A 24,988-nucleotide genomic window follows, 5' to 3' on the forward strand; every position below is an offset into this window, starting at 1 on the left:
TTCGGTGGGCGGGAATGGCAGAACGGGTCGGACGGTTGGGCCGTCAGGCGGTGTTCTCCTTTTCCAGAACGTCACGCATCTGCTGACGCCAGGTGAGCTGCTGCGAGAGCATGTCGTGCGTGATGCTGCGCTTGGCGGCGTGATACGCAGCGAGGCGCGGGTCGGGGACGATCTTGTCTCCCGCGTGGCTCATCTGCGCCATGGCCTGTCGCAGATCGGTATATGTTCCGCTCGCGACAGCGCCCAGGATGGCGGCGCCTAGCAGGACGGAATCCGGCTCCGCGGGGAGCAGGATGCGGCATCCGGTAGCGTTGGCATGTTCGCGCAGGAAGACGGGGTTCTTAGTGCTGCCACCGGTCGCGAAAATCGTGTCGATCCGGTAGCCCTGCGCGTTGAGGGCCTCGATAATGTCCTTCGTGCCGTAGGCAAGGCCCTGTAAGGTGGCGAGGTACAATCGTGCCAGATCATCGACCGTGTCGGACAATCTGAGGCCACTGATCATGCCGGTCAGGTCAGGATCGGCATGGGGGGAACGGTTTCCATGGAAATCCGGAAGCACGTGCAGGTCGGCCGTGATCGTCCCCGGCAGGCTGCCGCGTTCCAGAGATTCGATCCGTGTGTTCAGAAGGGCGTAGACGCTGGTTTCCGTGTCTTTGGCTTCCTGTCTGAGGACGGAGCCAAAGGTATGGCTGGAAATAACGAAGTCGATCAGCGCGCCCGTAGCGGACTGGCCTGCTTCGTTCAGCCACATCTCAGGGACCATGGCGTTCCAGTAGGGGCCCCAGACACCGGGCACGAAACGCGCGTCTTTCGACACGGCCATGTGACAGCTCGACGTCCCGCAGATCAGCGATATTGAGCGCTCAAGTTGATCGTCCGAGAGAGAGCCTTCGGTGTTCAACCCGAACAGACCGATGCCACCGGCATGGGCGTCAATGGCGGAAACACCCACGGGGATACCAGGTGGCAGTCCCATTTCCGCAGCCGCTTGAGCGTTCAAGCCGCCATCGACAAGACCGCCGAGGGCGCGAATGTCGTTCCCTATGCGGCTGAAGCCGTTGCGTGCGAGGTCTTCAAGTCCAATGGACTGGAAATATCCTTCGTCCCAGCGGTTTTCGTGAGCGAGATAGGTCCATTTGCAGGCTGTCGAACAGGCGGAACGTGACAGCGAACCTGTGGCCCGCCATGTCAGGAAATCTGGGAGATCGAAGAAATGGGCTGCCTGCTCATAGATTTTCGGAAGATGGCGCTTCAGCCAGAGCAGCTTCGGCGTTTCCATTTCCGGGGAAATCGTTCCGCCGACATAGCGCAGCACGTCCTGGTCACTGCTGTTGATTTCGCGCGTTTCTTCAAGGGCGCGGTGGTCCGCCCAGAGAATGATATCCTGTCCCGGTGCGCCGTCGGGATCTACCGAGAGACCCTGACCATCGCCGCCAACGACGACGAGGGAACAGGTCGCATCGAAACCGATGCCAATGACCTGTCCGGGTTCGTCAAGCATTTCCAGAGCGCTGCGGGTCGCCTCGCAGATGGCAGTCCAGATATCCTGCGAGGATTGCTGGGCATAACCGGGACGCGGCGTCCATGTCTGGATCGGCCGGACGCATGAGGCCTTTTTGTCTCCCTCAAGTGTGAAGAGACCCGCCCGGGCACTGCCTGTTCCAACATCAATTCCCAGAACCAGATCCATAGAATCACACCCAGATCTCAAAAAATACAGACAGGACATGAGAGAAAAACACGCCCTGATTCAGCCTAACGTTTGTTTGTGATAGAATATCACATTATATCGGCACAAAATACCGTAATTTGTGTTACATATAACTTTCAGACTGTCCAGAAGGGGGATGGAAATTTTTTCTGATAAAAGTTTATTGACGATGTGAGAGCACGTGGTGCGCACGCGGACTTGTGGATCCCAGGCGGGTTCAGGCTGCTAGGAAGAGCAGAACCGTGATTTCGAAGGCTGACCGATATGTCCCATCCCGATCTTTTTTCACTCTCCGGTTCGCGCGCCCTTGTGACAGGTGCGTCACGGGGAATTGGCCTGACTCTCGCAAAGGGGCTGGCGCGTTACGGGGCGGAAGTCGTCCTGAATGGCCGAGACGCTGAAAGTCTGAAGGCCGCGCAGTCCGAATTGGAGGCAGAAGGGTTAAAAGCCAGTACGGCGGTTTTCGACGTGACGGATCAGGATGCGGTGATTGAGGGGGTCGCGGCGATTGAGCAGCGTAGGGGGCCGATCGATATCCTGATCAATAATGCCGGGATACAGCGCCGCGCACCTTTGGAGGAATTTCAGCGCAAGGACTGGGATGATCTGATGTCAACCAATGTCAACGCGGTTTTCTTCGTCGGGCAGGCGGTGGCGCGGCACATGATTCCGCGCGGACGGGGCAAGATCGTCAATATCTGTTCCGTCCAGAGTGAGCTCGCCCGCCCGGGAATTGCGCCCTATACGGCGAGCAAGGGAGCGGTCAAAAACCTAACAAAAGGCATGGCGACGGACTGGGCCAGGCACGGGCTTCAGATCAACGGGTTGGCGCCAGGATATTTTGCCACGGAAATGAATGAAAAGCTCGTGGCGGATGCAGAGTTCACGGATTGGCTGTGCAAACGCACGCCGGCAGGGCGATGGGGACGGGTCGAGGAACTGGTCGGGGCAGCAGTCTTCCTGTCTTCCACGGCTTCAAGCTTCGTTAACGGACAGGTGCTGATGGTTGATGGCGGGATTACCGTATCGTTGTAGTCTTTCTGCGGCTGACTCTGTTTCAATTTATCAGAACTGTGTTAGGGGCACTGTCTATCGGGTTTGTGATGGAATGGTTTTCGTTAAGATGGCCTCTTCTGTCGGGATGCCACAGGAAAGTTGACACCGGATGAACTCCATCTTTGCCATCTCGCTTGCGACTGCGGCCATTGCGGCGGTTGTCATCCTTATTGCCCGTTTCCGGATCAATCCGTTCATCGTCCTCTTTTCGATCTCGATCCTGCTGGCCCTTATTGCTGGCATGCCTGCTGACAAGGTGGTGGGGTCGTTCGAGGCGGGGGCAGGACATGTGCTGGGGCATGTCGGAACTGTCATTGCGCTTGGCACCATGCTTGGGAAAATGCTGGCGGAGTCCGGTGGCGCCGATCGTATCGTCCTGACGATCTCGACCCTTTCGGGCCGTCGGCATGTCGACTGGGCCATGATGCTGATCGGCCTTCTGGTCGGCCTTCCCGTATTTTTCGAAGTCGGCTTTGTGCTTCTGATTCCGCTGGCGTTTGTTCTGGCGGATCGGACGCAGACGCCTTTACTGCGTGTCGCTCTTCCCATGGGGGCTGCGCTGTCCATCACGCATGCCCTTATTCCCCCGCATCCGGCTGCGCTTCTGGCGCTGAGCGCCTATCATGCGGATATCGGGAAGACCATTCTGCTTGGCATTGCGATTGGAACGCCGATTGCGGTGATTGCCGGGCCAGTCTTCGGGCGGTTTGCTTCAGCAAGAGTAATCCCCGAAGGGGTCAATCCGCTGGCGAAGCAATTCGTGAGCAGCAAGCCGCCGGAAGATCTTCCGGGGTTTGGCATCACGGTCTTCACAGTGCTGTCTCCCGTGATCCTGATGCTGGCCGGTTCAATGGCAGATCGCGTTGCCGCGCCTCATACAACCTTCAGTAATATTCTGCATTTCATTGGTAATACGGATATCGCTCTTCTGCTGGCGACGGTCCTGTCATTTTATGTCCTGGGTCACGCACGGGGTTTTTCGCGAGAGACCGTTCTGCGATTTACAAATGAGTGCCTGGGGCCGACCGCCCTGATCATGCTCCTCTTAGGGGCAGGGGGTGGTTTCGGGCGTGTTCTCGTGGATAGCGGAGTTTCACGATCCATCACGGATACGGCACTTGGCGCTCATGTCCCTCTGCTGGTTCTGGCCTGGATGCTCGCTGCCATTGTGCGTGTTGCGTGTGGCTCTTCAACCGTTGCGATGGCAACGGCATCAGGGATTGTAGCACCCATTCTTGCGCGTTCAACGGGCGTTTCGGCTGAGTTAATGGTCCTGGTGACGGGAGCAGGTTCGGTCGCTTTCGGGCCAATGAACGACGCGGGATTCTGGCAGTTGAAGGAATATCTCGGCCTGACGGTTCCGCAGACTCTCAAGACGTGGTCCGTTCTGGAAACACTGATCGCAGTCTGCGGCCTCGTCTTCTGCATGATTGCTTCGATATTCGTTCATTAAGTTCTCCCGCCCTGTTCGGGCTATCAAACTGATGGACGGATCAGCATGTTGTTTTGCTTCAGACCGGAGCGAGACTTTACGATAATCTTTCGAAATGCCGGATGATCCACGAAATTTCGTAAAGAAGGCCGAGGCTTACAAACCCGATATGAAACCGGCGATCAGTCGAGATGATCGCAATACCGCACAGGACAAGATAGATTGGGATACGGAACCAGTATTCAATTGAAAACAGGGCATAATGCGCGGGACCTTTTATAATCGTATCAAACAGATCGAAGATGACTGTCAGTGCAAAAAAGGAGAAGAACCATTTCCTCCTGGAAATAAAGAAGTCTTCATATCCCGTGTAATCGCTGATGGATTCAGGAAACAGAAAAGCACTCAGGAAAAATAGTATGATCGCGTAGAGCAGCAGGAACAGGTAGGTTTCAAATGTCCAGGCTGGTAATTCGATCAGCCACAACTCCCACCACCAGAAATGCATCAGCATCAGGAGCAGTGTCAGAACCCAGCCGATGTGAACGGGATAGATCCGCGTCTGGTTGGGGTGTTGAATAATCCGCACGAGGCCTGTCAGGAGGCGTGTTACGCTTAGACCAACCACCATGCCCATGATTATCCGCACATGCTGGAAAATATCGGGAGGCGTCAACGGATGCGGAACCACGATCAGCTTGCTCCGTGTGAATTTTCTTCAACCGTTTTCGTTACAGGGAAGAGCATTGATGATTTTCCGTCCATTCTTGCCAAAAAAGCAAGTCCCGCGCTGTTATCCGCCGTGACAGATCACTGATCTAGTCTCCACATAATGCAGAACGAAAGACCGTCATCTGGTTCTGCGAGGTGTAGATCCGGGATAAGTGCCCCGGTGAGAGGGATACCCTTGAGATATTCCCAATAGTAATAATAGAATACTTCAGTGATATTCTTGTCTAAAAAGATAAATGCCATATATACTGAAGTATTTACCACTATATTGGAATAATAATTGAATTTTATCGAGGTATATGCAGCGGCATGATTCGCTTTTACTATAGAAAATCCTTAAAAATAATACTAGTATATTCCCTGCGCTGAGAAAATGACAGGTCTTCGATAACAGCCAGCGGTTCACTATCGGGACTCTCTGCAAGGAGGTGCCAGAAGGTTACGTTTTCCGCTCACTCAGGACCGGGTAAAGGAAATACCGGTATCCTGATTTTTGTCGTTTAAGGCCGTGGAACGGAAGGCTGCCTGCCGCATACTGTTCATGGAGTCTGTCCCAGTTCCAGATCTGAAAACGACCATCGTATGGTCATCAAATATCCGGGGTGGAACGTCGCCCTTGAGATGCCCAGTGTTCACAACATTCGCCTTTGTGCGACGTGTCTTCTTGCCGAACTCGCCCGTCTTGGGAAGTGAAAAACTGGCCGAGCGTTCTGCCGAGTCCGGCGCAGGATTTCAGGGGCTCAGCACCTGGAAATATTGGTATGTGGGAAGGCGGCAGGTCTCTATCGGCCGCGTGAAACCAATCCGTCGATTTTGTTGGCAAGCGCTGTAATCATGTGCGTGCCCTCATTCGGTTTGTCTGACTTGTCGGCGGCAATATTGAGGCGCTCTTCTTTATTTTGAAGCTCGGTTATTAACTCGTGCATCTCTGAACCAATACCGTCTCCTCATCCTCAACGTCGCTTTCCAAAATCCCATTTTGAGAATCGGACCCTCCAGCTCAACATGCTTTCAAACATGCAATATCGATGCGCTATCAGCAGTTTCAGGCAAGACAGAAAGCGGCCATTTGAAACAATATTTTCTTCGTATGAAAGGGGCTGTGCAGGTAGCAGGGACTGAACTATCTGGCTCGAATTCTCATGGATCTGATCTGGCGGGGCGGAAGGGGTCTGCCTGCTGGACGGCTGGATTTTCTGGATATGACCTCACCATATGGACCCGGGCTTCGTCACTCGCACGCAGAAGACATCTACGCCTTTCTGATCGGCTGTTCCTTGATTGTTATGGGACTCATGTACCTGCACAAGGCCGGGCTCGTGACCGGAGGCGTGGCCGGCATTGCCCTGCTGCTCTCATATGTCGTTCCCATGACCCCCGGGAATCTGTTTACGGTCATTAACATACCGTTTCTCCTGTTCGCCATTCGCGCTATGGGCGCGCGCTTTGCCATTAAAACGACAATCGCCAGTTTCGGGATTACAGCCCTCGCAGGTGTCATCCCGAATGTCATGGCACTCTCTTACGTCCACCCCCTGTTCGCCGCGATATTCGGTGGAACCGTCATCGGGATGGGGATTCTCTCCCTTGCACGCCATCAGGCCGGTGTAGGTGGAACAGGCGTTATCACGCTCTGGCTCCAGAAAAGTCGGGGAATCAATGCAGGCCGCGTTCAGATCATGATTGATACAGCCATTCTGACACTGTCCACATTTTTCCTGCCATGGGAAAAAGTCCTGCTGTCAGCCGTAAGCGCCTTTGCAATGAGTGGTGTCCTGATTGTATTCCACCGGCCTGGGCGCTACATCGGGCATTAAACGCAGGCAAATCCATTTCCTTCTGTCAGTTTGCTACGCTCCCGGTATAGGCCCGGACGGCTGGGGGTGAACAACGAGAAGTGGAACGGAGCAGGACCTCAACCCTCTGCTCCTGGAGTGCCGCCTCAGCACGATATGGAGCCACGCAAAGAGGCCGCCCGCTTTTCTTTTTTTCCTGACCGAACCTTGTTTGCCGAGTGGTTTTACAGTGTCTCACCACTTTGACGGGAGCCGACCATGACCGTTGAGAGCAACCAGTTTATTCGCGCATCGTGGATCAAGGCCAGTGAATTGCCGAACCCGTGTCCGCCCCGCCCTCCCATTCCGCCAGCACCCAATCCTTATCCTCCGCCGGGTGGTAATCCGCCTCCCATGGAGGAACCACCCAATCTGGTGAACTGAAAAGGGAGTCTGATGACTTTCGTCACCCTCAGAGCTGGCCAAGCCCACAGACTACCACGATGACGGTCCGGATCGAGTGGTGGGCGCAACAGGGATTGAACCTGTGACCCCTACCATGTCAAGGGAGGTGGAAATCTCTCAAAATGGCAGTTTTTTACGGTAAAATAGATAGAGAGCTACGAGACTGCACGGGTTTTGCACTTCACGTCAGCATCCTGCCCAGATTTTCAACATTAAACTGAGCAGGAAGATTCTAGCGACAGGCCTGTAGAGGCAGTGAAGTGGGCCGGCGTTTAAGGATGCATCAGGACATCTTCGGGACTCTCGAGATATCTCCTGACGTGCCTGAAGGCGTCCTGAGCCCCTTGGATACACCGCGTAGGGTCCAGTTCCGGCGCATGATCAATGGCTTCACGAAACCTGTTCCATGACAGTCCCCGGCCTTCTGGATCTGGGGCGAGGTGTCGGGCACCGAAGCTTGGTGTAAAGCCGATTTTCTGCGCAAGCTTTATGAGAAAACCGGCTCCGAGCTTGGATCCTTCCCCGACATACAACCATCCGGCTGCCACGGAGGCGTCCTCCACCGGCAAAAAGGTTGGGTGTGACGGAAGAGGCTCGCCAAGATCGTTCAGGTCTTCCTGAATCAACGAAAAACGGTTTCTGGCCTCAAGACCCGGAATAATGCCGGCGAGCACCTCATGGCGGTACAGAGGGTCAAGATGCTGGTGAAACCGATACTGCAGGAGCACAAAGTCGCGATAGCCCTTGGTCGTGGCAAACATGTTCCGCGACATGATGCTCTGATCCAACGTCTCATGTGTTGACGTTGTCGCTTCCTTGAGGCGGCGCGACAGGGGGAGTGTGTTCGTTTCGTTCATCAGGCTACGGGCCTTTCGATAGTATGCCGCTCTCTGAATGGGAGGGCGCAATGTAAATGCCGATCGATCCGATGTGACCAGAAAAATACACTCGTTTTGTTGCGAACGATAATCATGAGCAACAAGAGCGAATTCCGGTTGACGGGCGCTTTTTAAGGACCTTACATGCGATCGATTCTCATTTGCAATGCCTGAGGTTTCCCGCAATGCCAAGGTTCTGTCCGCGACCACGTCGCGTCTTTTTTTCCTATATGCTGGCGACCACGGCACTGGCCTGCGCCTGTGTAGCACCTGCCGTTGCAGCGTCGGTGAATACCGATCCGAAGACGTCCAAATCTGCTGTTTCAGCAACCACGTCCAAAAGCAGCGCGAGTACACCAACGCCTCCACCGGTCTCGATTGCCCTGCCGGCCGTGAAGGTGAAGGGGGCTCAGGACATCATTGATTCGATGAAATTCGATCCCGATGCAGATCACAGTTCGGTCGGCATGGCTGGTGTTCTCACGACAACGACCACTTACAAGACTTTTCGTGACCGGCAGATCGACAGCCTGGAAGATTATTCCCGTCGCGTGGATGCGTCCGTGAATTACAGTGCCGGGAATTCCAGCATCAACATCCGCGGGCTTGATCAGAACCGCATCCAGACAACCATTGATGGCGTTCGCATGCCCTGGGCGAATGATGGTGCCTATGCCGGGTCGTTCAGCACCGCGCAGGGTGGTGTCAGCGCCTTCGATTTCAATTCCCTCGGCGCCATTGATGTGGTCAAAAGCGCAGATTCCAGCTTTTTCGGCACAGGTGCCCTCGGAGGCGTTATTGCACTCCGGACACTGGATCCGGAAGACATCCTCAAACCGGGAAAGACCTTCGGCGGCATCACGAAGCTGACCTATAACGGCTCTGCTGAAGCGGCTCTCCTCGATCAGGCTTTTGCAGCCCGATACAAGAACACGGTTTTCCTGCTCCAGGGTGGCTATCAGAACGGAAGCGAGACAGGGAACGAAGGAAACATCTACGGTTACGGGCGCACCCGAACCGCTAAAGATCCTGCCAGCTATAGTCAGGGCAGCTTCCTCGGCAAAATCCGTCACTATTTTGAGGGTGGCCACCGGATCGGTCTGACTGGCGAATGGTTTGATCGCAATTACAATGAACGAACACGGACGTCTGAATCCACTGCTACCGACCATTATACGACCAAAAGTGAAAATCAGCGTTCGCGCATCTCAGGCAACTACGATTACCAGGGGGAAACGCCGACTTCGCTTTTCAGCGAGGCTCATCTTCTGGCGTATTGGCAGCAGATCAAGACTGATACCGATATTCTCAACAACGATACTGCCAAGGCTTCGACCTATAGCCATGAGCATCTGACGCTGCCGGTGCAGTCCTATGGCGTGAAAGGTTCAGCCACCAACAATGTCTTCACCGGTCCACTCCATCACGCCATTACCTATGGCGGTGAAGTTTTCCTGACCGATACCTACCAAACCCAGACCGGCCAGCAGGCGACATCCAGTCCTTATCTGCATGATAATTTCTCGGACATGCCGAAAGTTCATGGCACTGACCTTGGAGCACTGGTGCAGGATCGTATCGGTATGGGTGCGAAGGAATGGTTCCATATCACCCCCGGATTCCGTTTCGACTACTTCCAGCGCGATCCTCACAATACTGCTTCCTATCAGGCGAATTCGGGCTACACCGGCCTGCCGCATGGAGCTCATGGCTCCCACTTTTCTCCCAAAGTCCTCATCGAAGGAAAAGTCACGAAGGATCTGACGCTGTATGCTCTGTATTCACAGGCCTATCGTGCACCGTCCGCTACAGAAGAATATCTGAATTACAGTACCGCACCCTACTACCAGGTTGTCGGCAATCCCAATCTCAAGCCCGAAAGCAGCAAAGGTTGGGAAGTTGGTTTGAAGTATGGTGATTCCGAACGTGGCGTCAACGTATCCTTCTACGACAATTATTATAAGAACTATATCGACATGGACGGAATTACCGGTTGCTCAGGTTATTACCTCTGCTACGGCTATACCAATCTTTCCCATGTTCGAATCTACGGTACTGAAGCCAATATCCACTGGGCCTTTGACAAGCACTGGCACACATGGGGGTCCTTTTCCTACACGGATGGACGCGATACCGACATGAACTTCCACCTTGCGTCGGTCGCACCTTTCCGCGGAATTATTGGCTTCGGGTACAAGACTGATCGCTGGGGCAGCGATCTGTCAGCCACATTCGCCACGCATCGAAACGACGCTAAATATCTGACCTCTACCGGAACACTGACCAGTCAGTGGAAGACACCCGGTTATGTCCTCTTTGACCTTACCGGCTGGTACAGCCCTTCTTTCTATCACGCCCTGCGCATTCAGGCCGGAATGTACAACATCTTCAACAAAGCCTATTACAACGCCGCATCACTCCCGTACGGAGCGTCGTCTTCATCTCTGTCCGAACGCTACTACACGCAGCCCGGTCGCTCCTTCAAAGTCACTGCAAGGATCGACTTCTGAAACAGATCAGAAGCTCCAGAAGACAGATAGAGATCCTCTGGAACTAGCTGACTGCTGGTCGATGTTTTTAGAGTCACTGAGGGTATGGGAGTACTTTTCGAAAGTTTCTCATACCCCCTAACTGGAACCCTTCAATTCGATTCCGCGCTCGTCCATCGAATTCACAGGATTGCGGGTCATTTCCTCCGCAGATCCCGCGCCGCGCCGATCATGGCGAGCGTGATTCCCGAGAGCAGAGGCACGAGGATGATAGTCCCGGCGATGAGATCATGCAGCACGGACTTCATCCAGCAGGGAATCGAATTCTTCCCCGTTCGGGGAACAACCCGGCACCCCCAGCCAGTTCTCGCGTGACAGAAGACCATAGGCCTCATCGGCGATCGCCGTGAAGGTCGCCCAAGGCATGAAGGTGCGGGCGCCCCAGGTGTTGAAGAACACGCCGTCCGGGTTGTAGCCCACAAGAGCGATCGCATGGCCGCCAGCAGGCTTGAGCGCATCGCTGGCAAGCGTATCCAGATCCCACGTCTTACCCAGGCCGAGCGACAGGAAGCCCTGTGGCACCTGCACCCCCGCCAGCACCCCACCAAGGAACGCGATGCCGCGCTTGATGCTCATCTCGTCGGTCGGCTGGATGGAGCCGAATGCGGTCAGATAGTCGAGGGTCTGTCCCGGGCGTTGGAAGCCTGTCTGGCGCCATGCGTTCAGTTCATCCAGCAGCACAGTACCGTAGTCGTTTGTGCCTGTGGCGGGATTGAAGCCGGTGACGGCAGCATAGTTTTCCAGCACCTGATCGGTTGAGAGGACGACGAGCCCCTGTGCTGCTTTCGTCCAGGTCGCCACCAGCGCGGCGTGGGCAGCGAACGCGCAACAGCCATATTTGTCATTGCCCCACATCTGATAGGGCACAGACGCGGACCAGTCGCGGGCGTAGGGTACGGTAGGCAATGCGGCTTCCAGAACAGGCGCAAGGCGATAAGTGCGATAGTCGTGTTTGGGGTCTTTTTTGCCGAGGCAGCGGGTCATGCGTTCACCTTTGGGGCCGGGACGTAAATGGGGGCGGTCTGGCCGAGAAGGCGCGCGCGCATCCGCAAGGGCAGGGCGCTTCCAAGCGCCATATTCTCGACCCGCCCGGCCTGATACAGGTCGTTGAGAAGCTGCTCGCCCGTGACCAGGCGCCGGGATGTCGAAAACACGCCAGCAGCTGCGAGCGCGTCGTAAACGTATTCGAAGCAGTAGGCATGGCCGGGCCGCTGAAGAGACTGGATCCGGAAGGCCCAGGCCGCCATTGCCAGAACGTCGTATGACGTGCCCAGCATGGACTTGCAGTAGGCCTGGGCATGTGCCGCTTCATCGTCCGTCAGGCGGATCGTGAAGGCATGCCCGGTCCGGGGTGGCATCCCGAAGGCTGGATCGGTAGGACCCACCCCCACGATCCGCGGGTAGGTGGCCGAATAGATCGTCCCGTCCAGCTCGATCGTGGCGTGGCTGTAGTCGCTTTCGAGCCGCCAGCAGATCAGGCGGCCGCATGCGTCCGCCGGGTAGTAGAGGCGAACCGTCGCGGTCATGCGAACCGCTCCAGCCAGACGCACTCAGAGCGCTGGTTATAATTCACCATATCGCGCCGCTGGCGATGCAGCCGATACGAACGGGCCACGTCACTTTCTGCCCAGATTTTCATCAGAAGGGCCGCAATGCCCTTGCTCGATGTCGGATCTGCAAAGGCATACTCCCCGAGCCACGGGAATTCGCTTGAGGCGACAACAGGCACGGAAGACGCCATGGCGTCGGCCGCCACGATGTTGAATGTTTCGGTGAAGGATACCTGCATGCAGATATCCATCGTGGCCATCAGGCGCAGGAAATCCGCGTGTTCCTGCCAGCCATGCTCGACCAGTTCATGCCGCGACGCAGCGAACACTTCCCGCAGGTTCTTGAGGACCGGACTGCCGTTCCCTTCAACCCGCGTGGCATTGACGTGGAAGCGCAGGGATAGGCCAGCCGCATCAGCAAAAGCCATGGCGGCAATCGCCTGAACCATGTGGTTCTTGAGCGGACGGATAGCACCGAAACAGCCGATATCGATCACATCGGACGGCATGGGCTTGGCGCTGATTTCGCCTCCGGATGGGGTGGGGTAATAGTTCGGCCCATACGTGACAAGCGTCTCCGGATGAGCGCATGCCGATGCGACAACCTGCATGTCACCGACTGCTCGGGGCGCATTGCACATGACCTCTACGCCACGGGCCAGATATGCCGCCGTCCAGCCAAACGCGATGCCCTCATTGGCGAGGAAAGGCGTTTCGGAATGATCGCGCACAATCCAGCGGACGCGCGGATGAAGGGCTTTCAGAACGTTGAATTTCTCTGGCACGACCCAGAATGCCTCGACAATGACATGTGTCGGACGATAGGCCGTCACTTCCCGGTCGATGCAGTTGTTGTCCTGCACTTCGACCGCTTTGGCCTCGATCCCATGGCTGGTGAGCATGTCCACGACAAAGCGCACCGAATTGGCCAGGCCGGAGGAACCGGAGGCATAGCCCCAGTTTCCCTCGCGGCTTTTCAGGATGAAGAGCAGGCGCATCAGGCCGCCACCTTCAGGATGCGGAGAGCCTGAGCTTCCGTCATGGCCGGTTCAGACATGGAGACGACGCCGAGGATGCCTTCGAAAACGGATACGATGGTCTTGAGTGCAGACAGGGCCGTATTCGCGTCGGACAGGACGGAACTGGATACCGTGCTGCTCGCGCCTGTGATGGCCGAAGACAGATCGGCAGCGACCGTCTGAAGATCTGCCAGGACCGAGTTGATCGCGCTCTTCATGGTCGTGTCGTCGTAGTTGACCGTCACGCTCGATCCCGCAGCGGTTGAGAAAGCGCTCAGGGCAGCCGAAAGGGCTACCGATGCCGTCTCGATCACAGCGACAGCCGGTGCACCGATCGCCGAAGCTACCGCAGCGATGGACAGGACCGTCGAGACCGCGTTGATGCCAGCCTGACCGTAAGCCTTCACTTTGGCGACGTTGACCGTGATGGTCGTGACGTTGCCGGACTTCGTGACAGTGCAGGCGCCAAGCATGCCGATTGCGGAGCCGGCAAGAATTGTCCCGAGGAAACCGCGGCGCGTCTGACGCGCAGTGAGGGAATTCAGATCAGTCACAGAGGCCTCCAATAAAAAAACCGCCCCGGAGGGCGGTTGGAACAGGTCATTCATTGGCATCCCCGATCAGGGGAGCATGCTTCTAGAAAAAGAAAATCGCGCGCACCTAAGAGAAAGCCGCGTCAACCAGATACTTTTGGTGGTTCACCCGATTTCGGATGTGTAGAAGCCGGATCGAGACCCAGCCTGGCGGCCTCAACGGCGCGGCTGGCGTCGGCAGGGATCATCAGGGCCTTGGCGTCGGGCTGATAGGCGTTGGTGTTCCAGCCTCTGGACTGCGCCAGGGCGGACACGGCCTTGTAGAGCAGCGCCATCCTGCTGCTGGCAGCAGGTGGCTTCCAGAAGCGCATGGCCAGAGCGGCCGCCGCGATCAGGAAGGTGAGGATCGAGACCAGATCCCCCGCATACTGCGCCGGCAGATATGGCAGGATCGTCTGGAACAGGGAGTTCCATTTTGCGTAAGCGCTCCGGAGAGCGTCATGTTGCCACTGTTATCAATGGAAAAAAGCCGGGTATTTCCGGACGAATAAACGAGCTTTGTGCCATCATATTCGACGCACTTATCTGAGCTGGCGAAGCAAATTTCCTGCTCTGGTGCAGCAGTAAATGCGATCTTCGTATTTGTCGCATTTGCGGTGGTGATTGCAGCAGTCGTGTATGATCCAGACGCATTTAAAGCTGCAGCTGATGTTGACTGATCTTGATAAGCCGACATCCCGGTATGCGTGCCCTGAACCGAGAAGACATTGGTCGGAGAGCTCGTATTGACGATGACATCCCCCACCGACGAAGAACCGTTGATAACAATTTTGGCGACCGACGTACTGCTGACAATGTTGAGGTTCGAGCTGGTGGATGGTCCGGTCAGGAGCACATCGTGCTGACCTGCGCTTTCAGAGAAAATGCCCGCGACCGAGTGACTTCCAGCCGAATGGTATCCGTAGACGCCGCCACCTTCAGACATGATGTCATTGTCGCTTGCCACATCGGCGGTGCCTCCATTAGCCTTGCCCCCGATGAAAATGCCATCATGATAAGATGCAACGGTCTGGCCCGAGGACGCACCGAAGAAAATCCCAGCCAGGCTGGTAAAGCGCGACGTGGTGTTCAGAAATTCATTAACAATGAAGCACCCGTCTTGCCCATTACAGTCAAGATCGGCGTTGTTTAAGTCTCCCTCAGCGCCGATAGTGGACATATTGGCGGCCATACCACCCGCCGCGTTCATTGTACCAGAACCGGGCTGCCCATATAGCGTATTACTACCCGTAGATGGACTGAAATTTCGAGAAATATTCCAGTTAATTCCCCATCCTGGGCCGCTCTGCGTGTCCTGCATCGCACCGAAATACGCGGCCATCTTCGCACCGGGAGCTGCAATTCCGCCGGTAGCTGAATCACGTCCAGTATTCATGTAGAGGCCGAAGTACCCCTGATATTCCCACTGCGGACCTAACGTCGTAGAGCCATAGGACGAAAACGCCGTCATCACCGGCCCGCCAGCACCTTCAGTCGTCGGGCACGACGCTACGGGGCAGGTTGGAATGGATGGGTTGGCAGGAATGCTGATTTCCGTGGCAGATATTACGGCGTTACGGAGGGTCTGTCCTAGAGACTGACCGTTTATGGCATCAACTTTTGGCCCAATAGCTGCAGCGACAGCCGGAGACGATACGATGTCTGATGGGTTTCCGGTCGCCATATACGATTTCCATGCTGGCATCGTATTGACAGGAAAGGTTTGAGCTTGTGCAGGGGGCGTAAAAAGTATGACGCCTCCACAAGCCAAAAGCACCGAAGGAAAGAGTTTCATCTGCCATTTCCTGATGGATTGGTTACGCCGCGATGGCGGCTTGGAAATCAGGGATATTCGCCAGAGCGCAGGCCGAACCGAGCGGGGAATTGTACCAGCGCTTGTGGTACTGTGCTTGACCGGCCGCATCATCAGCCGCAGGGATCGGTTCAGGGGCCAGAAGGATCTTCGTGGCGCACATGGCCGCGCCGTAAAGCGGCAAGGTGATCATCAGATCGGCTGCGTGCGGTTGACCAGAGAGCAACTGGTTCAGGCCCGATGCGATCCTTGAGCGGGATGGTGCCGGAAGGGAGTTCTTCCAGATGTCGTCATGGGTGGCCGGCTCCATCTGCCAGAAGCCTTTGGCCGGGCCACCGTTGAGTTGCTCCAGCCAGACATAGCCGCTCTCGACCAGGCCGATACCGGTGACGATGTTGAGATGTGCCGGGTCGTCCAGACCAATCGCCTGGAGTGCCGGCCGGATCCACAGACGCTTGATCTGTGAGAGGTTCAGGCCGGCCATTACAGGTGAGCTTTCAGATAGGCCCCGATCGCGATCAGGGCCGCCAGAATGTAGGGACCGAAGGTCGCAGCCACCCAGAACATGGTTTTCTGGGACTTGTCGCGTTCGGCCCGCTCGTCCTGCGCGGCATCGAGCTTCTTTTCGATCGTTTTCAGAGAGGCATTGGTATCCGTCATGGTCTGCATGACGTTGGCAATCTGGGTCTTGATGTCCTGAATCGTCGCCCGGAGAGACTGAACTTCCGTCTTCATTTCCTGCCGGAACTCATCATGCCGGTCTTCGACCTTGGACAAGGCCGTCTCAAGCGTCAGGATACGATCTTCAGCAGCCCGCAGGCTCTCTTCTGCGGTGCGCAGACGCTCACGCAATTCTGCGCTACCGGCAGTTTCATCGGGCATGCGGCCCTCCAATAAAAAAGCCGCCTCAGAGGGCGGCTGTGACAGTCAGATAGTCAGACGGATCAGTTCGCTGCCACTACACCATCATCAGACCGCCAGGTTCCAGCGCTATCCTTGAAAACCCACCGACCGGTTCCGGCGCCTGATGCTTGTCCTGAATTCAGGCAATCGCGACACCAAAGGCGGGCAGATTCCTCGAAAGAACTTGTGCTGGACGTGATGGACAAGAGGATACGGCCCGTATCGATGGAATCTGCGCCTTCGGAGTGGAGCATTCCCCCGGCCCCGATGGTAATATCGCCACCGAACGTAGCGGCTCCGCTGGTGCTTACGCTGCCCGCACTGACCACACCGGTAGTCGAGACCGAGCCGCCCGATATTTTCCCGGCCGCGGTTACGGTAGCGCCGGATACGTCTGCTGTCGCTGCAAGGGATTTCCCGGAGACCGCACCCGTACTTGTCAGCGAAGAACTGTTAATGGCTCCTGCCGAAACCGCGCCGGAGATATTGACGGTTCCGTCCCCGTTTACCCGGAGACCACAGGTCGTCGCGTAGCCGCAGAGTGAAATACTGCCGTAGTTGGCGCCGACGTTCCACTCGATATCGCCCTGCTTGGAGCCGCCCGGATCCCCATCCGCCGGAATGGCGCCATCTACAGTCGGCCCCAAATGGGTCACGACCCGCTGCCAGCCATCTGCGGCCGATGGGTTCCCGCTATCGTTCCACAGCACCATCTGGAATTGGTTCTTCGTCCCAACGCCAACAGGCATCTGCCAAATCTGGTAACTTTGTGTCGGGTTGTCCGTGGTGAGTTGCTGCTGCTTCAGTGAGGGCACAAAGATGTTGTCGCCATCGATCAGCCAGTTCCCGATACCACCGTCAAAGACGATGTGATGCGGGATATCGCCCCCGAAAAGATACTCGTAGCTGTCTGTCGTGAGCGCTGCGGGCTGGTTTCCCGCGTTCATCGAATGGCCTTGAAAATAGATGGAGTTTGCAGGAGCAGTCCCATTAACTACGGTCGGTCCATCCTCTTCATCCATCGTAAACTGGTGGATCAACGACTTGTTCGTGGCGCTCGGGATGAGGTCACGGGCATCGATGATGGCGTACCAGTTGTTTGCGAACGCACTGGATGCGGCTCCGCCTCCGATAAACACGACAGGTGACGTATATTTGCTCCAGACGGTATCGAGCGTTGTCGTCTGCGGAACCTGTCCCGATGCCCCCGTTCCCCATGATGGGACATCCCACCCCCAAACAGCGATAGTCGTATCACCCGCCGCGGGTGCCGTTTTCACGACTGCCGCATAAAGGTTCCGTTTCGGAAGAGTGCCCGCAGTATTCGTCAGAGACAGCGCAGGATTGGGGCTGTTCGTTGTGACATACATGCTCGGGTGGATCTGCGCGGCCTGAGAAGCCGTCAGTGGTGCTTGCAGAACGATTGACGTAGCGGTGTAGGACGCAACCGGAAGGACGAGCCGGGCTTGCTGATTGCCGAACAGAATGCAGTGGGCCGCCGTGTCAAATCCACCCATCGCAACGATCGATGTTGCGCCGCCTTCGGGGGGCTGTTCGGAGATTGGGTTTCGGGACGTATAAACCGAACCAAGCATATTCAGCGCATAACCACAGCCTGCGGAATATGGTCCGTATGGATCAGTCTGTTGTAAAACTTGCCGCTGCATGTAAGTTCCATCTGCGTACTGTCTCCACCCACCGATCAAGTCGGCCTCGTAACCCCTCGCCGGGTCGAACCCGCCAGCGAAGGTATCGGAAAGATAATTCGCAAAAGCGTCTGCACCTGCGATCATTTTACCTGTCAGCAGGTTTGCCGTCACATTCCCGTTCGCATCCAGTCCTGCCACGCCTGACGGAACGCCCTTCTGAGAGCTCGGAATCAGTTCGGATGACAGGTTCACCGGAGCCGTCGTCAATGTCGCCACAACCGTAGCAACCGAACCAGCAGACAGGGAGCTGCCGGACGGGGTGGCGGCCGGAGCCGTCTGATACCCCCAGCCGCCAAGCGTCACACCTGCTCCCGCCAGTCCCCAGCCGAGGCTGAATTCTGGCGGCGTGCATCCCGACGTTGTGGATGTCAGGGTCACGGGATTGGCTGGCACATCTGCCGCCGACCCGGCCGTCCCGCCGACCGAAACGGTGACGACAGATCCGGACAGCCCGTTCCCATCCGAGACAATGATTTTCGTGCCGGTGCCGGCCAGCGTGAACACGCTTGAGGCCGGACAGGCATTGCCGGCCGCCGTTACCGTTGCTGACGTGACCGTATAGCCAGAGGGGACGATCTGGGCTGTCTGTCCCAGAGCGTTGCCGGCAGTCGTGAGCGTCAGCGGCAGATCGGCCGGGGCATAGGCGCCTGGCTCTGTCACGGTGACCGCACTGACATGCCCGGAATACAGGGATGGCGGGTTCAGCGGAGCTCCGATCCGGCCCGCGCCGTCGAAGAGCGGCAGACTGGACGGCGTCGTGGTCGATCCATCGAGCGCGTGCCCTGTTCCCGGAACGACAAAGGGCGCAGCGCGGGCCGCACCTGACAGGACGAGTGCCAGCACTGCGCCGATGGTGGAGAATGTCTTCATGTTCCAGCGCTCACAATCGAGGGGGTCGGCACCCCGTTATTGTTCCAGTAGGTATTGCCGCCGGTTCCGGGATCGCTCGTCGGGAGCGACGCAATCCATCCGTCATAGGATTTCCCCTGCGCTGCCGGCGTGAGGATCACACCACTTTCTGTTCCGGTGATCGGGCTGTAGGACAGAACACCAGCGTCCAGGAACCAGCCACCACCCTCCGGCGCCGCGGTCGGAAGCGTTGGCCCGATCCGGGTCAGTCCGAGCGCCAGGATCGAAGATGCAAAATTCCCGGCCGTGATGTTGCATGGCGCATAGCCCGTGAGAGTGCCCTGGACATCCGTAACGGGCCGAAGGAAGACGAGCAGATCCGTCGCCTGCACGCTGGTCTGCGTGAGAGCTGGATCAGATGCGAGTTGTGGCATTGGCTTACCCGAAGATCAGGGGGGTTCCGGAGGCGTCAGGCACAATGGCCGCACCGAGAAGAAAGGCGTTGGGCGCATAGGCGGGAACAGCCGGGGTGATCAGGGACGGCGCAGGACGAACCACGATCGAAACCGAGGTATCCAGGGTTACGTCGAACGATGTCCGGACCGAGATCATGACCTGCTGCGGACCAGAGGCACTCCACTGGGTCCAGAGCGCCACGACGGGACCGAACATGCTCACCCAGGCGATCGATGCTCCGTCGCACTGCGCTTCGGCGGCGACAATCCGCTCACCACGATCCAGCAGCCCTGAGAAATCAACGCCATAATCCGCACCTGAGCCCAATGCCGCATTGGGCCAGCAGAGCAGAAGCGGCGCGTTGATCCCGCGAACCCGGAATGCGGGTGGCACGTCCGCACGCACGATGCGCCGGCAGGGTGTGTGCATCAGGAATATTCCCAGATCCGGATCAGGCCCGAAGCGCCCGTCCCCCCGGTCGTGGCGCCGAGCTGACTTCCAGATGCCCCTGAGCCAGAACCATATCCACGGGGCGCATCGGTGGTGATCGCTGTGCTCGTCGTATTGACGGAGTTGTTGCCACCCGTCCCGAAAGGACTGTTTGCGCCCAGGGCCGGGAGAGGCAGGCCGGGATTGGAGCCGTTCGGGACGAGCAGGCTGTTCATGCCGTTCGCACCCTGGACTGCGTCCAGAACAGTCAGGCCCGTGGCTGCGGCGACCACTGTGGCCCCACCCCCGGACTGGGATGTCCACCCACCGGCGCTCGGAGCAGTTGACGTTCCGGCAGTTCCACCTGATCCGCCTCCCGCAGTAAGCCATCCGCCGAACAGGGTGTTACCGCCGGTGCCACCGCTCGCCCCCTCAGCTCCGACGCCTCCCGCGCCGATCGTCAGGGGAACCGCTGAAAGAGTGATCTTGGACAGATCAAACAGGGCACGGATAAACGCCCCGGCTGCTCCCGCTGTGCTGACGGAGGCATAATTCGTCCCTGCAGCAGCCGGGCATCCCCCGGCCGCGCCACCAGCGCCCACCATCTCCACGAGAATTTTCGTGGCCGAAGCAGAAGGGGTGTAGGTGGTGTTTGCGGTATAATTGGTGACCGAAAGAAGCCGGCCACTCTGAACTCCGGAGAAGAAATCCACCCATGACGCCCCGGATGCTCCAGGGACAGTCAGGTTGGCATCTGCTGTCGAACGCCAGTATTTTCCCGCTGTCGTCGCATCCTGAATGACACACCCGATGGGGTAGCCCCCTACAGCAGTCTGAAAGGCTGCATCAAACCGAGGGACCATGCCAGCACAATACTGCTGCAGCAAAGCCGTGGTCATGAAGAGGATGCCGTTCATGTCCCGGCCGTCAGGTGGTGTGCCACCTGCGTCCGTTGGGATCATGGTGTTGGGCGGGAAGCCAAGATTGAAGGACGCTGAAACTGCGTCGGCAGCAGTGACTGGAATCGTTCGGATATTGGCGGATGTTGCGGACGCACCAAATGGAACCGCAATTTTCGTGGGGAAGTTTGCAGACTGCATCAGAGGAGATCCCCGCCAAAATCAGTGTCTTTGATGACAGGTGGAGTGAAAATATAGTTCATCTTCACGCCGCATGGTCGTGGAAGAATGCCGCTCGCAATGATGGAAATATCCACGGGCGAGGGGACGAATTCGAACACGAGCGTGATAGTCATGTTCTGATTGTCTTCGACATAACAGACGCCTTCGTTCCCAAAGAGGGACATCAGGATGGCGTTCAGGGCGGAGATCGTTCCGTCCCAGATGTTTGCAGCGGCCTTGGCAAAGATCAGACGTCGGAAAGCGTCGTCAGACAGGATATAGTTCGAAGTGACGGCCCCACCGTTGTAAAAGGCGCCGCTCCCGAACGTCTCTGCCCCCGGCATTCCTTGCGAAAAGCCGAAATAATCAGTTGTTGAGATCTGCAGAACCCGACTGACGCCGACGATCCGGCCCCAGACATCCAGGCCCCATCCTGTCGCCGTCTGGGGATTCCAGACATTCTCATACCAGTCATCAATCAGGGCTGAGGGGTCTATCGCCTGGTTGAAGCCCTCGATGATCGTACCCAGGGAAGGGCTGTTGGCGAACTGGGCCTGTATGGTTGCTTCGACATTCAGCATATCACACCAGAGTCACGGAGATATTCGCCGCAGCCAGAGAGGGAGACTGGTTGATATTCAGCGCAACCTTCAACTCGCCCGCTGCTGCTGTCGTGCCAATGGTGATGTCTTCCACCGCCGCCCAGGAGCCGAGGTCGCCGACCGCGCAGTAATACCGTCCCGCAAGAATGGTGCTGCCGATACGGGGCGTGATATTGGCTTCACCGGACGTGAAGGCCGCGATCAGAGCACTCTGTACCTGCGAAACGGCATCAGAGGGGACTGCAGAAGAATTCGTGATCTGTACAGAGAAATAGATCGGGGTATCGATCGCCACGTCATACTTGACGGTATAGGTCGGTCCGTTTCCCCCATAGACGGACGCTGGATCCTGAACCGTGACGGATGTGGACCCGGCATAGCTGCAGCCGGGCGACTTTTTCTGAAAGATCGCATAACCGATGGCTGTTGCCGTCGCGCTTCCGGCAACGCAGCAATAGAGCGAATTGGCGGGCAGGGTTACGCCGCCAACGACTGTTTCGGCATCGGTTGGGTTGTCCACCACATACGCATCGGTCACTCCCGAAACGAGTAGCAGATTGCCAAGCACAGAGGCGTTCATGCCTGTGCTGTTGGCCCCGACGCTGTTCTGGCGTCGATACTCGAATGCCGCCCGGTCTTCTCCGGTCAGGCGCTCCATGAAATAGATATAGCCGATGGCGTCCTGCATCCGGCCAGACGCATTCCGCGGATCAATGCCATTGAAGACGGCCAGAAGCTGGTCGTTGCAATCGCCGATGATGGCGGTTTCGCTGGTGGCGAGCTGTCCCTGAGGCGTATTGAGGGCCGGATTTACGTTCCCGCCAAGTGCCGCTCCGATATCGGCCTGAACGCCCGCCAGAATGTCTGTCTCGGCCGGGGCAACATATCCTGCATCCGTCAGGGAAGGAGCAGGGACAGACGTTGTGGCGTCAGAACTGGACACTCTGCGTCTCTCCTGTCGTGAGGGTGATGGCTATGGCGCCCCCGATAGACCGGTCTTCACGCGGTCCGATCAGGGCGCATTGCGCGGCCGCGACACCTGGAACACTCATTGCTGCGCTTTCAGCCTGAGCGCGAAGAAGGGGAAGGGACGAAGAGCCATCGAAGATCCCGCTATCGAAAGGCAGGCCGAGGCTGGTGTCGTACCAGCACTCTCCGAGCCATGTCCGGACGGCAGTGGCTACGTCCTGAAGAACGGAATAGGGCTCGGTACAGACGGCGAGATCACGGTTCGCATCAAGGGACAGGTCCCATGTCGTCCGGTCGAGCAATAGCGATTTCATGGAGTATCCCGCGCAACGCGCTCGTCTGGGGATTTATCTGGACAGTAGTTCGTTCTGGGGACAAGTACAAGGCTATTCCGGGGCGCTCGTCTTGCTTCCGCCGCTCTGTACACCGCCGTGAACGTGGCTTTCGAGAGAAACAGCCCCCGCCTGCACATCGCCGGTTGCGGTGATGGTGCCCGAGACCTTCAGGTCGCAGTTCACATCCATCTCTGACGCCTGCACTGTGACCTTGCCTGTCGTGATGATCCGGACGCCATCCGTGGTGATCTGGACATAATGCTCAGGAGCGTCGTTCAGGAATCCGCCCACATAGACGCAATCGGCCATGGAGTGCTGACGGAAGCTGCCGGGAAGGGCGGGCGCGCGGGTTGCCACCACGTTCGACTGGTCCCGACCTGAGATGATGATGTAGCCAATGTCGCCTGCCACCGGGTCAACGATGACGGCGCATGCCCCACCCTGAATGCGAAGGTATGGGACGCCATAGATCGTACCGTGCGGAACGGCTGTACCGTCGCTCGTCTGCTGATGGACCATGGGCGTGACGTCCACGGTGCCAACAATGCCATCACCGGCGTGCACGGCGGATACTTGGACCAGAACGTTCGTGCCGAGATCGGTCAGATTGCGCCGGACGGCCGCGTCGATGGCACTGCTGTTCGTGTTGCCCTGCGTGATGCCGACGAAAGAAGAGCTTGATTCGGACATCAGTATGCTTTCACTTGAGGGACGTCCGCCCGGATGGCGGTCATCTGGGTGAACCACGGGCCATTCGGGAGTTCAGAGGCCAGATCATGTGTGATGAGCGTCGGCTTCCACAGGCCTGAAGACGGCATCTGCGGGATGCTCTGCCCCATCTGATTGTTGGTCCATCCCTCGGGGAGATACTCGCTCACGAGCTGGAACGGGATCATGTATTGAAGGGCCGGATTGAAGAAGGACGTCACATTGATGCCGTTCTGATTATAGGCCGCATATCCGACCAGCCCCGTGGATTTGCTGAGCTTGACCGTAGTCTTTTCCTGCGTCCCATCGCTGGAGCGGCCCCATGCATGCAGGGCCTTGGTTACGGTATCGACCCGGTAAACGGCGTGAATGCTGCGTGCGAGCTTGTCGATCTGTTTCATAAGATCACCAGCTTCATAGAAGGAGTTGATCGTCTGACTGACGCCATGATTGGCAAAGGTCAGTCCTGCCTTGGCAGCCAGTTCACTGAAGATCGTCGCGGCAGGGGTTGGCGTGCCATACGACGTTGGAATGGCCGTTGTGACCTTGAGCGGCAAGGTGTCATAGGCCAGAACCTGAAATGCGACAGAAGGCGCGCCGGAGAAGTCTACGAAGGCTTCCGCGATATCTCCGAGGAAGATGGTCGAGAGCGTTCCGCCTGCATCACCAGCCTGGACCTCAACAAGAGCCCCGGAAAATCGCGTGTTTGTCTGATTGCTGACGTTCGTCATGGCCATGACGACAGAAAGCCGGTTCATCATGGCAAGGGTCATCCCCTCGACCCGCAGCGATAGCTGAGAGCCTGTGAGCATCCCCGCATTGGTCACGGTCGCACGCACACGAAGCCCGGAGAGTGTCACCTTGTCCGCCGTGCTGCCCGGTCCAATCGCCCCCGTCGGGACCGTAAACGAGACATCGATCTGTTTTCTGGCGAAGCTGCGAGGGAGGCGTGAGGCGGTGACGGTTGTGGTGCTGCTCACGGGGCGGTCCTTTTTGGTAATAAAAAAGCCGCTTCGAAGAGCGGCTGGTATTAGGGCAGGGTGCAGGGACGGGAAACACGCCGTTGCCATTCCTTACTGGCAATTCTCGGGTGCGCGTCTCAAGGGTAGGAGACCTACCTTGGGAAGATATTTATGAGCCCCAGAACTACAGCTCTGATCATTTTTGCTGCCGGTCTCATGCCTTTGCCGCTCCGGGCTCAGGGCACCACCGTTTATAACGGGCAGACCTATACAACTCTCAGCACAGCAGCTCCGTCGTACAACGATACCGAGCAAGGTGAGCGGGGTGGGGATGCAAAATCACATCACAGATGCGGGCCACCTCCTGGCGGATTTGATCACAGACCACCGCCG

At 57.3% G+C, this 24,988-nt stretch carries 24 protein-coding genes; 4 read left to right on the forward strand and 20 right to left on the reverse strand.

From position 1 onward, the window contains the following. Positions 1-43: 43 nt before the first annotated feature. A complete protein-coding gene (locus HKD31_RS11210; protein ID WP_194265087.1) occupies positions 44-1,690 on the reverse strand; it encodes an FGGY-family carbohydrate kinase in 1,647 nt (548 codons plus the stop codon). 285 nt (positions 1,691-1,975) lie between these two features. On the opposite strand from HKD31_RS11210, the gene HKD31_RS11215 reads away from it, so the two are divergent. Together HKD31_RS11215 and HKD31_RS11220 are read left to right on the forward strand one after the other, a co-directional pair. After that, positions 1,976-2,746 (forward strand): SDR family oxidoreductase, encoded by a 771-nt coding sequence (locus HKD31_RS11215; RefSeq protein WP_194265086.1) that lies wholly within the window; start codon positions 1,976-1,978, stop codon positions 2,744-2,746. Between the two features lie 130 nt (positions 2,747-2,876). Continuing rightward, a complete protein-coding gene (locus HKD31_RS11220; RefSeq protein ID WP_194265085.1) occupies positions 2,877-4,220 on the forward strand; it encodes a GntT/GntP/DsdX family permease in 1,344 nt (447 codons plus the stop codon). A 76-nt stretch (positions 4,221-4,296) separates the two neighbouring features. Here HKD31_RS11220 and HKD31_RS11225 read toward each other — a convergent pair whose 3' ends face one another. Then, positions 4,297-4,890, reverse strand: coding sequence for a hypothetical protein (locus HKD31_RS11225; protein ID WP_338085572.1), 594 nt, complete (start codon positions 4,888-4,890; stop codon positions 4,297-4,299). A 1,243-nt stretch (positions 4,891-6,133) separates the two neighbouring features. Between HKD31_RS11225 and HKD31_RS11230 the strand changes: the two genes are divergently transcribed. Beyond that, complete coding sequence (locus tag HKD31_RS11230; RefSeq protein ID WP_194265084.1) at positions 6,134-6,748, forward strand: YitT family protein; 615 nt, start codon at positions 6,134-6,136, stop codon at positions 6,746-6,748. Positions 6,749-7,443: 695 nt separating this feature from the next. On the opposite strand, the gene HKD31_RS11235 is transcribed toward HKD31_RS11230, so the two are convergent. Continuing rightward, positions 7,444-8,241 (reverse strand): biliverdin-producing heme oxygenase, encoded by a 798-nt coding sequence (locus HKD31_RS11235; protein WP_228120562.1) that lies wholly within the window; start codon positions 8,239-8,241, stop codon positions 7,444-7,446. On the opposite strand from HKD31_RS11235, the gene HKD31_RS11240 reads away from it, so the two are divergent. Beyond that, positions 8,235-10,559 carry a TonB-dependent hemoglobin/transferrin/lactoferrin family receptor gene (locus tag HKD31_RS11240; RefSeq protein WP_228120563.1) on the forward strand — a complete coding sequence of 775 codons (2,325 nt, stop codon included), beginning with the start codon at positions 8,235-8,237 and terminating at the stop codon, positions 10,557-10,559. The two genes, HKD31_RS11235 and HKD31_RS11240, sit on opposite strands and share 7 nt — an antisense overlap. Positions 10,560-10,826: 267 nt before the next feature. Here the strand turns inward: HKD31_RS11240 and HKD31_RS11245 are convergent, their stop codons facing one another. From HKD31_RS11245 to HKD31_RS11325, 17 genes are all read right to left on the reverse strand, one after another. Beyond that, positions 10,827-11,582 (reverse strand): C1 family peptidase, encoded by a 756-nt coding sequence (locus HKD31_RS11245; protein ID WP_194265083.1) that lies wholly within the window; start codon positions 11,580-11,582, stop codon positions 10,827-10,829. Then, entirely contained in the window at positions 11,579-12,124 is a 546-nt protein-coding gene (locus HKD31_RS11250; protein ID WP_228120564.1) for a hypothetical protein, read from the reverse strand. Before HKD31_RS11250 ends, HKD31_RS11245 begins: the two co-directional genes overlap by 4 nt. Then, on the reverse strand, positions 12,121-13,146 hold the full coding sequence (locus tag HKD31_RS11255) for a glycosyltransferase (protein ID WP_194265082.1): 1,026 nt from the start codon (positions 13,144-13,146) through the stop codon (positions 12,121-12,123). Before HKD31_RS11255 ends, HKD31_RS11250 begins: the two co-directional genes overlap by 4 nt. Beyond that, positions 13,146-13,721, reverse strand: a complete 576-nt coding sequence (locus tag HKD31_RS11260; protein WP_052327667.1) for a hypothetical protein — start codon at positions 13,719-13,721, stop codon at positions 13,146-13,148. The genes HKD31_RS11255 and HKD31_RS11260 overlap by 1 nt, the downstream gene beginning before the upstream one ends. Before the next feature lie 122 nt (positions 13,722-13,843). Continuing rightward, complete coding sequence (locus HKD31_RS11265) at positions 13,844-14,071, reverse strand: hypothetical protein (protein WP_228120565.1); 228 nt, start codon at positions 14,069-14,071, stop codon at positions 13,844-13,846. Positions 14,072-14,091: 20 nt separating this feature from the next. Next, positions 14,092-15,534: a hypothetical protein gene (locus tag HKD31_RS11270; RefSeq protein WP_194265081.1), complete on the reverse strand. Its 1,443-nt coding sequence runs from the start codon at positions 15,532-15,534 to the stop codon at positions 14,092-14,094. 22 nt (positions 15,535-15,556) lie between these two features. Further along, positions 15,557-16,036, reverse strand: coding sequence for a hypothetical protein (locus HKD31_RS11275; protein ID WP_194265080.1), 480 nt, complete (start codon positions 16,034-16,036; stop codon positions 15,557-15,559). After that, entirely contained in the window at positions 16,036-16,434 is a 399-nt protein-coding gene (locus HKD31_RS11280) for a hypothetical protein (RefSeq protein ID WP_194265079.1), read from the reverse strand. The genes HKD31_RS11275 and HKD31_RS11280 overlap by 1 nt, the downstream gene beginning before the upstream one ends. A gap of 62 nt (positions 16,435-16,496) precedes the next feature. Then, the gene (locus tag HKD31_RS11285) at positions 16,497-19,034 is read right to left on the reverse strand and encodes a hypothetical protein (RefSeq protein ID WP_194265078.1); all 2,538 of its coding nucleotides are present in this window, start codon (positions 19,032-19,034) and stop codon (positions 16,497-16,499) included. Then, the gene (locus HKD31_RS11290) at positions 19,031-19,447 is read right to left on the reverse strand and encodes a hypothetical protein (RefSeq protein WP_194265077.1); all 417 of its coding nucleotides are present in this window, start codon (positions 19,445-19,447) and stop codon (positions 19,031-19,033) included. The genes HKD31_RS11285 and HKD31_RS11290 overlap by 4 nt, the downstream gene beginning before the upstream one ends. Positions 19,448-19,451: 4 nt before the next feature. Next, on the reverse strand, positions 19,452-19,898 hold the full coding sequence (locus tag HKD31_RS11295; RefSeq protein ID WP_228120567.1) for a hypothetical protein: 447 nt from the start codon (positions 19,896-19,898) through the stop codon (positions 19,452-19,454). Beyond that, complete coding sequence (locus HKD31_RS11300; protein WP_194265171.1) at positions 19,898-20,998, reverse strand: glycine-rich domain-containing protein; 1,101 nt, start codon at positions 20,996-20,998, stop codon at positions 19,898-19,900. The genes HKD31_RS11295 and HKD31_RS11300 overlap by 1 nt, the downstream gene beginning before the upstream one ends. Then, entirely contained in the window at positions 20,998-21,600 is a 603-nt protein-coding gene (locus HKD31_RS11305; RefSeq protein WP_194265076.1) for a DUF2612 domain-containing protein, read from the reverse strand. Before HKD31_RS11305 ends, HKD31_RS11300 begins: the two co-directional genes overlap by 1 nt. Before the next feature lies 1 nt (position 21,601). Next, a complete protein-coding gene (locus HKD31_RS11310) occupies positions 21,602-22,564 on the reverse strand; it encodes a hypothetical protein (RefSeq protein ID WP_194265075.1) in 963 nt (320 codons plus the stop codon). Continuing rightward, positions 22,551-22,904: a hypothetical protein gene (locus tag HKD31_RS11315; protein ID WP_041112360.1), complete on the reverse strand. Its 354-nt coding sequence runs from the start codon at positions 22,902-22,904 to the stop codon at positions 22,551-22,553. The genes HKD31_RS11310 and HKD31_RS11315 overlap by 14 nt, the downstream gene beginning before the upstream one ends. A 72-nt stretch (positions 22,905-22,976) precedes the next feature. Further along, complete coding sequence (locus tag HKD31_RS11320; protein ID WP_194265074.1) at positions 22,977-23,615, reverse strand: Gp138 family membrane-puncturing spike protein; 639 nt, start codon at positions 23,613-23,615, stop codon at positions 22,977-22,979. Beyond that, positions 23,615-24,613, reverse strand: a complete 999-nt coding sequence (locus tag HKD31_RS11325; RefSeq protein ID WP_194265073.1) for a baseplate hub protein — start codon at positions 24,611-24,613, stop codon at positions 23,615-23,617. Before HKD31_RS11325 ends, HKD31_RS11320 begins: the two co-directional genes overlap by 1 nt. Positions 24,614-24,988: the final 375 nt, after the last annotated feature.

Origin of the sequence: Gluconobacter potus, from assembly GCF_015244705.1 — a bacterium.
GTDB lineage: Bacteria > Pseudomonadota > Alphaproteobacteria > Acetobacterales > Acetobacteraceae > Gluconobacter > Gluconobacter potus.